This is a genomic window from Streptomyces sp. NPDC045431 (assembly GCF_040646655.1).
Taxonomy (GTDB): domain Bacteria; phylum Actinomycetota; class Actinomycetes; order Streptomycetales; family Streptomycetaceae; genus Streptomyces.
Genome location: NZ_JBEZAQ010000001.1, coordinates 78,863 through 90,943 on the forward strand (window position 1 = coordinate 78,863; position 12,081 = coordinate 90,943).

Below are 12,081 nucleotides of genomic sequence, written 5' to 3' on the forward strand. Positions count from 1 at the left end.
TCCATGCGTACGCTCTGCGCGTCCACGCTGATCGGCGAGTTCTTCGTGATCGGTTTCGCCGGTCTGGTGGCGATGAAGGACGACAGCCTGACGATGGGCACCGTATGGACGGTGTGCGGCGTCGCGATGGTGCTGTCCGTCCTGCTGTGCGGCATGATCACCCGCCCGGGCGGGCTCCAGCTCGGCTGGGCGCTCCAGATCGCGCTGATCACGAGCGGCTTCGTGGTGCCGATCATGTTCTTCCTGGGGGCGGTCTTCGCGGGCCTGTGGTGGGCCTCGATCCACTACGGGCGCAAGATCGACGAGGCCAAGGCGAGGTGGGCGGCCCAGAGCGAGGCGGCCACGCCGCCGACCGGGACCCCGTCCGCCTGACGCCCCGGATCCAGGCCGGGACCGGGTGCCGCCGCCCGCCCCGGTCCCTGTAGCCTCACCTCACCGCACACGTATGCCTGCAAGGAGCCGTTACCCATGACCCAGCGCACCCTCGTCCTTCTCAAGCCGGACGCCGTCCGCCGCGGCTTGGTCGGCGAGATCATCGGCCGTATCGAGCGCAAGGCCGGCTGGACCATCACCGCGCTGGAGCTGCGCACGCTGGACCGAGCCATCCTGGAGCAGCACTACGCCGAGCATGTCGGCCGCCCGTTCTACGAGCCGCTCGTCGAGTTCATGTCCTCCGGCCCCGTCGTCGCGCTCGTCGTCGAGGGTGAGCGCGTCATCGAGGGCGTACGGCAGCTGGCCGGGCCCACCGACCCGATCGCCGCGGCGCCCGGCTCCATTCGGGGCGATTTCGGCACCATCGTCCGGGAGAACCTGATCCACGCCTCGGACTCGGAGGAGTCCGCCATTCGGGAACTGAAGATTTTCTTCCCCGGTATTTCCTGACCTGCTGTCAGCCATACAGCGCTCACGACCTGGGGCGACCGAAGGAATTCGGTCGCCCTTCGGCATATGAACGCCACAACCGGGAACGCATCGCTCCGACACGTCGTCACCTATACAGAGGCGGGCCACCGCGCCGTGTCCGCGCAGGCGGCACTACGATGTGAATCTCCGCGCCACACCACCCACCTCGCCGACCTGAGAAGCCGTCAACGCTCTAATTGGGAAGGCCCGACGCATCCTCATGGGAAACAAGGGGAACTCAATGTCGTTCATCGGCCGTGACATGGCTGTCGACCTCGGGACCGCCAACACGCTGGTGTACGTCAGGGGTCGCGGTATCGTCCTCAACGAGCCGTCCGTCGTCGCCATCAACACCAACACCGGTGGCATCCTGGCGGTCGGCGCCGAAGCGAAGAAGATGATCGGCCGGACCCCCGGCAACATCGTCGCAGTCCGCCCTCTGAAGGACGGCGTCATCGCCGACTTCGAGATCACCGAGCGGATGCTCAGGTACTTCATCCTGAAGATCCACAAGCGCCGTTACCTCGCCCGCCCCCGGGTCGTGGTCTGCGTGCCGTCGGGGATCACCGGGGTCGAGCGCCGCGCCGTCATCGAGGCGTCCACGCAGGCCGGCGCGCGCCAGGTGCACATCATCGAGGAGCCCATGGCCGCGGCCATCGGCTCCGGCCTCCCGGTCCACGAGGCCACCGGCAACATGGTCGTCGACATCGGCGGCGGCACCACCGAGGTCGCCGTCATCTCCCTCGGCGGAATCGTCACGGCACAGTCCATCCGGGTGGCCGGCGACGAGCTGGACAACGCGATCATCCAGCACGTCAAGAAGGAGTACAGCCTCCTCCTCGGCGAGCGGACCGCCGAGCAGATCAAGATCACCATCGGTTCGGCGTTCGACCTGGAGACCGACGAGCACACCGAGATCCGCGGCCGGGATCTCGTCTCCGGACTGCCCAAGACCGTGGTCATCTCGGCCGCCGAGGTCCGCAAGGCCATCGAGGAGCCGGTCAACGCCATCGTCGACGCCGTCAAGACGACGCTCGACAAGTGCCCGCCCGAGCTGTCCGGCGACGTCATGGACCGCGGCATCGTCCTCACCGGCGGCGGCGCCCTGCTGCGCGGCCTGGACGAGCGGCTGCGCCGCGAGACCGGCATGCCGATCCACATCGCCGAGGACCCGCTGGACTCGGTGGCGCTCGGCTCCGGCAAGTGCGTCGAGGAGTTCGAGGCGCTCCAGCAGGTCCTGGACGCCCAGCCCCGCCGCTAGCCGGCGCGTGGGCGCGTCGGCGCGTGAGCGACGGTCAGCCGTACGGGTGCAGTCGTACCCGTACGGCTCCTCGTTGATCCGGTCGACCCCGTAGTACAACGGCACCAACGGCACAGCACACACATTCCTACGAGGAAGGGCACGGCCGCCCCACGTGAGGGACACACGAGAAAGCCGGCTACTCCTGGTCCTGCTGGTAGCCATCGCGTTCGCGCTGATCACGGTGGACATCCGCGGCGGCGAGGAGTCACCCGTCGACGGCGCCCGGCGGGCCGCCGCGACGGTCTTCGGCCCCGTCGAGAACAGCGTCGCGTCCGCGGTCGACCCGATCGGCAACGCCATCGCGGCCGTACGGGACTCCGGGGAGCGCCACAGCCGCATCGCGCAGCTGGAGCGCGAGAACGCCGCGCTGAAGGCGAGACTCGGCAGCGACGACCGCAACCGCGCCCGGGTGCGCGAGCTCGACGGGCTGCTGAAGAAGGCCGGCGCCGGCCAGTACGGCATCAAGGCGGCCGAGGTCATCGCCATAGGAGCCGCCCAGGGCTTCTCGTGGACCGTCACCATCGACGCCGGCTCGACCGACGGCATCCAGCGCGACATGACCGTCATCAACGGCGACGGGCTCGTCGGCCGCGTCACCACCGTCGGGCCGAGCACCGCGACCGTCCTCCTCGCCAACGACCCCGACTTCACCGTCGGCACCCGCATGGAGAAGACCGACGAGCTCGGCTTCGCCACCGGCCAGGGCGACCGGCCGCTGTCCGTGCAGCTCCTCAACGGCAAGGCCAAGGTCAAGCCCGGCGACCGGCTCGTCACCTTCGGCTCGCAGGCCAACAAGCCCTTCGTGCCCGGAGTCCCGGTCGGCGAGGTCGTCCGCGTCGACCCGTCCGGCGGCGACCTGACCCGCACCGTGTTCGTCCGCCCGTACGCCGTCTTCAGCAAGCTCGACATCGTCGGCGTCGTCGTCCAGTCGCCGCGCACCGACCCGCGCGACACGGTCCTGCCGCCCAGGCCCACGCCCGAGCCGACCGTGACCGTCACGGTCACCCCGAGCCCCACGGGCACCGGCGCCCCGAGCGGCGCCCCGAGCGGCGCCCCCAGCGGTGCCGCCACCGGCCGGCCGGAGGAGGAGTAAGACCATGCGCTTCAACCGGATCCTGCTCTCCACCACCCTGGTCGTCGTCGCGCTCGTCCTCCAGGTCTCGATCCTCGCCCGCCTCCAGCTCCCCGGCGCCGTCCCCGACCTGCTGCTGCTCGTCGTCCTCGCCCTCGCCTTCGTGTACGGGCACGTCAGCGGCGCCCTCATCGGCTTCGGCGCGGGCCTCCTCGCCGACCTGGCCCCGCCCGCCGACCATGCCGCCGGCCGCTACGCACTGGTCCTGTGCGTCATCGGCTACCTCGCGGGCCTCACCAAGCCCGAGAACGGGCAGCTGCGCTCCGCCACCGGCCCCATGGCCATGGTGGTCGCCGCCGCCGCCGTCTCCACCCTGCTGTACGCGGGCGTCGGCGCCCTCGTCGGGGACACCGCCGCCCGCCACGTCGGCCTGGTCCCGCTGCTGATCAGCGCCGTCGTCTACGACCTGCTGCTCGCGCCGTTCACCGTGCCGCTGATCATGGCGCTCGCCCGACGCGCCGAGAACGACCCGCTCGCCGACACCACCACCGCCGGCACGGACGTCTCCACCGGCTGGATGGCCTCCGGCACCGGCCTGCGGATCGGCAGCCAGCGCAGCGGGCTGCGCATCAAGGCCGCCCGCAGCAGGGCGGCCCGGGCCGGGCGCATCAAGGGCGTCAAACGACTCTGACCAAGGGGGTACACGCGTATGGGCAACATCCCCGAGACGGGCCGGACCCCCCGGGTCCAGATCCGGCTCATCGCCATCCAGGTCCTGGTCTTCTCCATGTTCCTCACCCTCGTCGGCCGCCTCTGGTTCCTCCAGGTCCGCAACGGCGACGAGTACACCGAGGAGGCCCGCAGCAACCACGTCCAGCAGGTCGTGGAGCCCGCGGTCCGCGGCTCCATCCTCGACGCCCGCGGCATCCCCCTCGCCGACAACGAGACGCGGCTGGTGGTGTCGGCCTCGCGTACCGAGCTGATGAAGATGAAGGACGACGGCAAGGGCGTCCTCACGCGGCTCGCGGGGGTGCTGGGGATGGAGCCCAAGGAGGTCATGGACAAGGTCCGCCTCTGTGACTCCGACACCCCGCAGCCGTGCTGGAACGGCTCCCCGTACCAGCCGATCCCCGTCACCGACGAGGCCACCCCCAAGCAGGCGCTCCAGATCCGCGAGCGCGCCGAGGAGTTCCCCGGCATCACCGCCGAACCCGCCGCCGTACGCCGCTACACCGCGCCCGGCGGGGCCCGTGCCGCGCAGGTGCTCGGCTATCTGTCGCCGGTCACCGACCAGGAGATCGAGAAGGCCCAGGACACCGACTCGCCGTTCCTCCGCTCCGACATGGTCGGCCGCTCCGGCCTGGAACGCACGTACGACAAGGCGCTGCGCGGCAAGGCCGGCGTCACCCGCTACGAGGTGGACAAGCTCGGCCGCGTCCTCGGCGAGTCCGAGTCCGACCCCGGCCGCCCCGGCTCCAACGTCGTCACCTCCATCGACGCGCGCGTGCAGGCGGTCGCCGAGTACGAGCTCCAGCAGGCGATGAAGACCGTCCGCAAGGAGACCGACAAGATCACCGGCCGCCCGTACGCGGCCGACGCGGGCGCCGTCGTCGTCATGGAGTCCAAGACCGGCCGCGTCATCGCGATGGCCTCCCAGCCCGACTACGACCCCAACGCCTGGGTCGGCGGCATCTCCGCCAAGGAGTACGCCAAGCTCACCGGCAAGGGCTCCAACTATCCGCTCCTCAACCGCGCCATCCAGGGCCAGGCCCCCGCCGGCTCCGTTTTCAAGGTGGTGTCGGCGAGCGCCGCCGTCCGGGCCGGCTACCCCTTCGACAGCCGCTACAACTGCTCCAGCTCCTACAGCCTCGGCGGCCGCAGCTTCGCCAACTTCGAGTCCAAGGGGCACGGCCCCATCTCCCTCGGCGACGCCCTCAAGTTCTCCTGCAACACCGTCTTCTACGCACTCGGCCACAAGGAGTGGCAGCGCGACGGCGGCCTCAAGCCGAAGCACCCCCGCGACTGGTTCTACCGGACCGCCCGCGAGTTCGGATTCGGTTCCGAGACCGGCATCGACCTGCCCAACGAGGTCACGGGCCGCATCCCCGACCGCCACTGGAAGCAGAGCTTCTGGGCGGCCAACAAGGACTCCTGGTGCAAGCAGGGCAAGAAGGGCGGCAGCTACGTCGAGCAGATCGCCTACGAGAGCTGCCTCGAAGGCAACCAGCTGAAGGCCTTCGACAGCATCAACTTCGCCATCGGCCAGGGCGACGTCCTCATCACCCCCATCCAGCTGGCCACCGCCTACGCCGCCATCAGCAACGGCGGCACCCTCTACGACCCCACCATCGGCAAGGCCGTCATCAGCCCCGACGGCCGGAGGATCGAGGAGATCAAGCCGAAGGCCCACGGCCGGCTACCCGTCGACGCCGAGACCATCAGCGACCTCGACAAGGGCCTGCGCTCCGTCGTCGAGCCCGGCGGCACCGCCGCCTGGCGGTTCGGCGGCTGGCCCCAGGACAAGATCCCGATGCGCGCCAAGACCGGCACCGCCCAGGTCTACGGCAAGCAGACGACGTCCTGGTTCGCCACGTACACCGACGAGTTCACCATCGTCATGACGATCTCCCAGGGCGGTACGGGCTCCGGCGCCTCCGGCCCCGCCGTGCGCAACATCTACGACGCCCTCTACGGCCTCGACGACGAGGGCAACCAGGACCTCAAGCGCGCCCTGCTGCCCAAGCCGCAGGCCACGCTGCCGAAGATCCAGCCCGACGGCACGATCGAGGCGCCGCCGATCAAGCCGTACGATCCCGAGGAGCAGAAGGTCGACCCGGCCGAGCAGGGCGACGGCGACGACGAGCAGCAACTCGCCGGACCGCCCGGCGTGTGGAGGGACTGACACCAGCACCATGGCCGGAACCAACAACTTCTCCGTCCCCCGGTACGCGCCCGAACGGCGCGGCGCCTGGGCGAAGCTGACCGCACGCGACTCCTGGGTGCGCAGGCTCGACTGGCCGCTGCTCTTCTCCGCGCTCGCGCTCTCCTTCGTCGGTTCGCTGCTGGTGTGGTCCGCCACCCGCAACCGCACCGAGCTCAACCACGGCGATCCGTACTACTTCCTGCTGCGCCACGTCCTCAACACCGGCATCGGCTTCGCCCTGATGGTCGGCACCCTCTGGCTCGGCCACCGCACCCTGCGCGGCGCCGTGCCCGTGCTGTACGGCATCTCGGTGGTGCTGGTGCTGCTCGTCCTCACCCCGCTCGGCGCCACCATCAACGGCGCGCACGCGTGGATCGTGATCGGCGGCGGATTCTCGCTCCAGCCCTCCGAGTTCGTGAAGATCACGATCATCCTCGGGATGGCGATGCTCCTCGCCGCGAAAGTCGACGCGGGCGACCAGCTCTATCCCGACCACCGCACGGTCGCCAAGTCCCTCGGCATCGCCGTACTGCCCATGGCCATCGTCATGCTGATGCCGGACCTCGGCTCGGTGATGGTCATGGTCGTCATCGTGCTCGGCGTGCTGCTCGCCTCCGGCGCCTCCAACCGCTGGGTCCTCGGCCTCATCGGCGCGGGCGCCATCGGCGCCGCCCTCGTCGCCGCGCTCGGCGTCCTCGACGAGTACCAGATCAACCGCTTCGCCGCCTTCGCCAACCCCGAGCTCGACCCCGCCGGCGTCGGCTACAACACCAACCAGGCGCGCATCGCCATCGGCTCCGGCGGGCTGTACGGCGCGGGCCTCTTCAACGGCCACCAGACCACCGGCCAGTTCGTCCCCGAACAGCAGACCGACTTCATCTTCACCGTCGCCGGCGAGGAACTCGGCTTCATCGGCGCCGGCACGATACTCGCGCTGCTCGGCGTGGTCCTGTGGCGCGCCTGCCGCATCGCCCGCGAGACGACCGAGCTGTACGGCACGATCGTCGCCGCCGGGATCATCGCCTGGTTCGCCTTCCAGTCCTTCGAGAACATCGGCATGACGCTCGGCATCATGCCCGTCGCCGGACTGCCGCTGCCGTTCGTCTCGTACGGAGGGTCGTCGATGTTCGCGGTGTGGGTGGCGATCGGACTGCTCCAGTCGATCAGGGTGCAGCGGCCGATGTCGGCGTAGAACGCCCTCTGCGGGGTATGCCGATTCGAATGACGGCGGATACGAAGCGTGAGATCGAGCGGAAGTACGAAACGGGCCCCGACATCCGGCTGCCCCGCCTGAAAGGCGCGGCCGGGATCGCGGAAACGGCCGACCGGGGCGTCACCGAGCTGGACGCCGTCTACTACGACACCGCCGACCTCCGCCTCGCCGCCGCCGGGATCACCCTGCGCCGCCGCACCGGCGGCGAGGACGCCGGCTGGCACCTCAAACTGCCCGTCGCCCCGGATGTGCGCGACGAGGTGCGCGCCCCGCTCGGCGACGGAGTGCCGGAGCCGCTCGCCGCGCTGGTCCGCGCCCGGACCCGGGGCGCGGAGCTCGCGCCCGTCGTACGGCTGCTGTCGGCCCGCGACGTACGCCACCTGCTGGACGCGCAGGGCACGCTCCTCGCGGAGCTCTCCACGGACACGGTCCGGGCACAGCTGCTCGACGGCACCCCGGGGCGGGCCGAGTGGACCGAGGTCGAGGTGGAGCTCGCGGACGGCGGCGACCTCGCCGTCCTGGACGCCGTGGAGAAACGCCTCCGCAAGGCGGGACTGCGGCCCGCCGCCTCCGCCTCCAAGCTCGCCCGGGCGCTCGCCGACACCGGCCGCCAGGCCCCGCCGAAGCGGAAGAAGACCGGGGACACCGCCGGAGACCACGTCCTCTCCTACCTCCGTGCCCACGTCGACGCGCTGCTCGCCGCCGACGCCGCCGTACGCCGCGACCTGCCGGACTCCGTCCACAAGATGCGCGTCGCCACCCGCCGCCTGCGCAGCGCGCTGCGCTCGTACCGCAAGGTCCTCGACCGGGCGGCCACCGATCCGGTCGCCGAGGAGCTCAAGTGGCTCGGCGGCGAGCTCGGCGTCGACCGCGACCAGGAGGTGCTCACCGAACGGCTCACCGCCCGCATCGACGCCCTCCCCGGCACGCTGGTCCTCGGGCCGGTACGCGGCCGGCTCCGCGTCTGGGCCACCGCCGGCCGCGCCGGCGCGCGGGGCCGCACCCTCGCCGTCCTCGACACCGACCGCTACCTCGCCCTGCTCGACGCCCTCGACGCGCTCCTCACCGACCCACCGCTGCGCCCGGCAGCCGGAAAGCCCGCGGCGAAGGTGCTGCCCCGGGCGGTCCTCAAGGAGTACGAGCGCCTCGCCGCCCGCGTCGACCGCGCGCTCGCGCTGCCGCCCGGCGAGGAACGCGACCTCGCCCTGCACGCCGCCCGCAAGGCCGCCAAGCGCACGCGGTACGCCGCCGAGGCCGCCGCCCCCGCCCTCGGCAAACCGGCGAAACGCCTCGCCCGGCGCGTGAAGTCCGTTCAGAAGGTCCTCGGCGACCACCAGGACAGCGTCGTCGCCCGCGCCACCCTGCGGGACCTGGCGATCAAGGCGTACGCGGCGGGGGAGACCGCCTTCACCTGGGGCTTGCTGTACGGCCAGGAGCAGGCGAGCGCGGCCGAGCGGGAGCGGGAGCTGGGGGAGGTGTGGGCCGCGGCGTCGGCGGGCAAACTGCGGCGGCTCTGACCGTCTGGGCACCGGGGTACGCTAGAGAGTCGCCCTGCCAGCTCACGAAGGTTCGCGAGATGCCTGCCGAGTCCGTCTTCCCTCAGCTCGAAGCTCTGCTTCCGCATGTGCAGAAGCCGATCCAGTACGTCGGCGGTGAGCTGAACTCCACCGTCAAGGAATGGGACTCCTGCGACGTCCGCTGGGCGCTCATGTACCCCGACGCGTACGAGGTCGGGCTGCCCAACCAAGGCGTCATGATCCTGTACGAGGTACTCAACGAGCGCGAGGGCGTCCTCGCCGAGCGCACGTACAGCGTGTGGCCGGACCTCGAGGCGCTGATGCGCGAGCACAACGTGCCGCAGTTCACGGTCGACAGCCACCGGCCGGTCAAGGCGTTCGACGTCTTCGGCCTCAGCTTCTCCACCGAGCTCGGCTACACCAACATGCTCACGGCGCTCGACCTCGCGGGCATCCCGCTGGAGTCGAAGGACCGGACGATCGACGACCCGATCGTGCTCGCCGGCGGCCACGCCGCCTTCAACCCCGAGCCGATCGCGGACTTCATCGACGCGGCGATCATCGGTGACGGCGAGCAGGCCGTGCTCGACATGACCGAGATCATCCGCGCCTGGAAGGCGGAGGGTCGCCCCGGCGGCCGCGAGGAGGTCCTCTTCCGCCTCGCGAAGACCGGCTCGGTCTACATCCCCGCGTTCTACGACGTCGAGTACCTCCCCGACGGCCGCATCGGCCGCGTCGTACCGAACAAGTCCGGCGTGCCGTGGCGCGTGTCCAAGCACACCGTCATGGACCTCGACGAGTGGCCGTATCCGAAGCAGCCGCTCGTTCCGCTCGCCGAGACGGTCCACGAGCGCATGTCCGTCGAGATCTTCCGCGGCTGCACCCGCGGCTGCCGCTTCTGCCAGGCCGGCATGATCACGCGCCCCGTGCGGGAGCGAAGCATCACCGGCATCGGCGAGATGGTCGAGAAGGGTCTCAAGGCGACGGGCTTCGAGGAGGTCGGCCTGCTGTCGCTCTCCTCCGCCGACCACTCCGAGATCGGTGACATCGCCAAGGGCCTCGCCGACCGGTACGAAGAGGACAAGATCGGCCTGTCCCTGCCCTCGACCCGCGTGGACGCCTTCAACGTCGACCTCGCCAACGAGCTGACCAGGAACGGCCGTCGGTCCGGTCTCACCTTCGCCCCCGAGGGCGGCTCCGAGCGCATGCGCAAGGTCATCAACAAGATGGTCTCGGAGGAGGACCTGATCCGTACGGTCTCCACCGCGTACGGCAACGGCTGGCGTCAGGTGAAGCTGTACTTCATGTGCGGCCTGCCCACCGAGACCGACGACGACGTGCTCCAGATCGCCGACATGGCGGCCAACGTCATCGCCGAGGGCCGCAAGGTGTCCGGCCAGAACGACATCCGCTGCACCGTCTCCATCGGCGGCTTCGTGCCCAAGCCGCACACGCCGTTCCAGTGGGCCCCGCAGCTGAGCGCCGAGGAGACCGACGCCCGCCTGGAGAAGCTCCGCGACAAGATCCGCGGCGACAAGAAGTACGGCCGCTCCATCGGCTTCCGCTACCACGACGGCAAGCCGGGCATCGTCGAGGGCCTGCTCTCGCGCGGCGACCGCCGCGTCGGCGCCGTGATCCGCGCCGTGTACGAGGACGGCGGCCGCTTCGACGGCTGGCGCGAGCACTTCAGCTACGACCGCTGGATGGCGTGCGCCGAGAAGACGCTGCCGCAGTACGGCGTCGACGTCGACTGGTACACCACCCGCGAGCGCACGTACGAGGAAGTCCTGCCCTGGGACCACCTGGACTCCGGTCTCGACAAGGACTGGCTCTGGGAGGACTGGCAGGACTCGCTCGACGAGACCGAGGTCGAGGACTGCCGCTGGACGCCGTGCTTCGACTGCGGTGTCTGCCCGCAGATGGACACCCACATCCAGATCGGCCCGACGGGCAAGAAGCTGCTGCCGCTCACCGTGGTGAAGTAGCCGCGGGACCGCTCGCGTAACGTCCGCGCAACGGCCCGGCCGGGGGAGGAAACCCCTGGCCGGGCCGTTGCGTCATCCCAGGCATGGACATGGAGAAGCGCGGCCCCGAGGCGTACGAGGGCGGCGAGGGCTGCCTGACGACGGTCATCAGGATCCCGGTGCGGATCGTGGTGCTGCTCGTCGTCGTACCCGTACGGATGGTCTGGGACGTCCTGGCCGTCTGCGGCCGCCTCCTCGAACGCGTCCTGCTCCGCCCGCTCGACAGGGCGCTGGGCTGGGTGTGGGACACCCTGCTCGCGCCCGTCGGCCGGGCCGTCGCCCGCCTCGTGCGGGGGCTCGTCCACTACGGCCTCGTCGTGCCCGCCGTCTTCGTGTACCGGTGGGTGCTCGCGCCGGTGGCGCGGGGCGTCGCGTGGCTCGGCAGCGGCCTCGCCGGGGCGGTGGTGTGGGCGGTCACCACCTTGATCGTCACCCCGCTGGCCTGGCTCTTCCGCACGGTGCTGCGACCGCTCGGGCGCGGTGCGGGCCTGGTCCTGTGGGCCGTGTTCGTCTGGCCGTGGACCGCGCTGTACCGGTGGGTGCTGACGCCGCTGTACGTCCATGTCCTCACGCCGCTGGGCCACGGCGCGCTGTGGCTCGCCAAGGCGGTGGTCAGGGCGCTGGTCGTGGTGCCCGCCGTCTTCCTGTACCGCTGGGTGCTCCGCCCGGTCGGGCGCGGTCTCGTCGCCGTCGGCCGCGAGATCGTCGCGGCGGCCGAGGTCGCGTGGCGCGTCGCCGGGTACGTGTCGCGGGCGGTCGGGCGCGTGCTGAAGTGGCTGGCCTGGAACCTGCTGGGGCGTCCGGCCGCCTGGTTCTACCGCGGCGTGTGCGTGCCCGTCGGGCACGCGGTCCGCGACCACGTCTGGCGTCCGGCCCGCAAGGCGGCCGCCGAGGCGGGGCGCGCCGTGAAGGCCGCGCTCGTCTCCGCAGGTGAGGTGGTACGCAGGGCCCGTCGTGACGCGTGGCGCGCGCTCGTCGGCGGGGCTTCCGCGCGGCAGCCCCTGGAACCTTCTCCCGTCCCGGCGCGTACTCTGGGTAGTACAACGACCGCTCCTGGCGCGGCGCCCGCACCCGAGATCTCCCTGCGAAAGCGGGGGTGAGCCGGGCGGGACCCCCGGGAGCCGCC

Annotated in this window: 10 protein-coding genes; all 10 read left to right on the plus strand. The window is 70.9% G+C overall.

The window, feature by feature from the left end; translation table 11 throughout:
- The first annotated feature begins 3 nt into the window (after positions 1-3).
- The 10 genes from AB0A69_RS00300 to AB0A69_RS00345 all read left to right on the plus strand — a co-directional run bounded on the left by AB0A69_RS00300 (position 4) and on the right by AB0A69_RS00345 (position 12,055).
- Positions 4-372, plus strand: coding sequence for a DUF4233 domain-containing protein (locus tag AB0A69_RS00300; protein ID WP_361413497.1), 369 nt, complete (start codon positions 4-6; stop codon positions 370-372).
- Between the two features lie 96 nt (positions 373-468).
- Complete coding sequence (gene ndk / locus AB0A69_RS00305) at positions 469-882, plus strand: nucleoside-diphosphate kinase (protein WP_361413500.1); 414 nt, start codon at positions 469-471, stop codon at positions 880-882.
- Positions 883-1,144: 262 nt separating this feature from the next.
- Entirely contained in the window at positions 1,145-2,164 is a 1,020-nt protein-coding gene (locus AB0A69_RS00310; RefSeq protein WP_355360994.1) for a rod shape-determining protein, read from the plus strand.
- A gap of 154 nt (positions 2,165-2,318) precedes the next feature.
- Complete coding sequence (mreC, locus tag AB0A69_RS00315) at positions 2,319-3,299, plus strand: rod shape-determining protein MreC (RefSeq protein WP_361413503.1); 981 nt, start codon at positions 2,319-2,321, stop codon at positions 3,297-3,299.
- 4 nt (positions 3,300-3,303) lie between these two features.
- Positions 3,304-3,969, plus strand: a complete 666-nt coding sequence (gene mreD, locus AB0A69_RS00320; RefSeq protein WP_361413506.1) for a rod shape-determining protein MreD — start codon at positions 3,304-3,306, stop codon at positions 3,967-3,969.
- An 18-nt stretch (positions 3,970-3,987) separates the two neighbouring features.
- A complete protein-coding gene (mrdA, locus tag AB0A69_RS00325) occupies positions 3,988-6,180 on the plus strand; it encodes a penicillin-binding protein 2 (RefSeq protein WP_361413509.1) in 2,193 nt (730 codons plus the stop codon).
- A 10-nt stretch (positions 6,181-6,190) separates the two neighbouring features.
- Positions 6,191-7,393 carry a rod shape-determining protein RodA gene (rodA, locus tag AB0A69_RS00330; protein ID WP_361413512.1) on the plus strand — a complete coding sequence of 401 codons (1,203 nt, stop codon included), beginning with the start codon at positions 6,191-6,193 and terminating at the stop codon, positions 7,391-7,393.
- 29 nt (positions 7,394-7,422) lie between these two features.
- Positions 7,423-8,931 carry a CYTH and CHAD domain-containing protein gene (locus AB0A69_RS00335; protein WP_361413514.1) on the plus strand — a complete coding sequence of 503 codons (1,509 nt, stop codon included), beginning with the start codon at positions 7,423-7,425 and terminating at the stop codon, positions 8,929-8,931.
- A 59-nt stretch (positions 8,932-8,990) separates the two neighbouring features.
- On the plus strand, positions 8,991-10,916 hold the full coding sequence (locus AB0A69_RS00340; RefSeq protein WP_361413516.1) for a TIGR03960 family B12-binding radical SAM protein: 1,926 nt from the start codon (positions 8,991-8,993) through the stop codon (positions 10,914-10,916).
- 83 nt (positions 10,917-10,999) lie between these two features.
- The gene (locus AB0A69_RS00345; protein WP_361413518.1) at positions 11,000-12,055 is read left to right on the plus strand and encodes a hypothetical protein; all 1,056 of its coding nucleotides are present in this window, start codon (positions 11,000-11,002) and stop codon (positions 12,053-12,055) included.
- The last annotated feature ends 26 nt before the right edge of the window (positions 12,056-12,081 follow it).

Bases quoted from the DNA above. Each gene is read 5' to 3' on its own strand.
- AB0A69_RS00300 (WP_361413497.1), top strand. From the start codon at position 4: ATGCGTACGCTCTGCGCGTCCACGCTGATCGGCGAGTTCTTCGTGATC.
- ndk (WP_361413500.1), top strand. From the start codon at position 469: ATGACCCAGCGCACCCTCGTCCTTCTCAAGCCGGACGCCGTCCGCCGC.
- AB0A69_RS00310 (WP_355360994.1), top strand. From the start codon at position 1,145: ATGTCGTTCATCGGCCGTGACATGGCTGTCGACCTCGGGACCGCCAAC.
- mreD (WP_361413506.1), top strand. From the start codon at position 3,304: ATGCGCTTCAACCGGATCCTGCTCTCCACCACCCTGGTCGTCGTCGCG.
- mrdA (WP_361413509.1), top strand. From the start codon at position 3,988: ATGGGCAACATCCCCGAGACGGGCCGGACCCCCCGGGTCCAGATCCGG.
- rodA (WP_361413512.1), top strand. From the start codon at position 6,191: ATGGCCGGAACCAACAACTTCTCCGTCCCCCGGTACGCGCCCGAACGG.
- AB0A69_RS00335 (WP_361413514.1), top strand. From the start codon at position 7,423: ATGACGGCGGATACGAAGCGTGAGATCGAGCGGAAGTACGAAACGGGC.
- AB0A69_RS00340 (WP_361413516.1), top strand. From the start codon at position 8,991: ATGCCTGCCGAGTCCGTCTTCCCTCAGCTCGAAGCTCTGCTTCCGCAT.
- AB0A69_RS00345 (WP_361413518.1), top strand. From the start codon at position 11,000: ATGGACATGGAGAAGCGCGGCCCCGAGGCGTACGAGGGCGGCGAGGGC.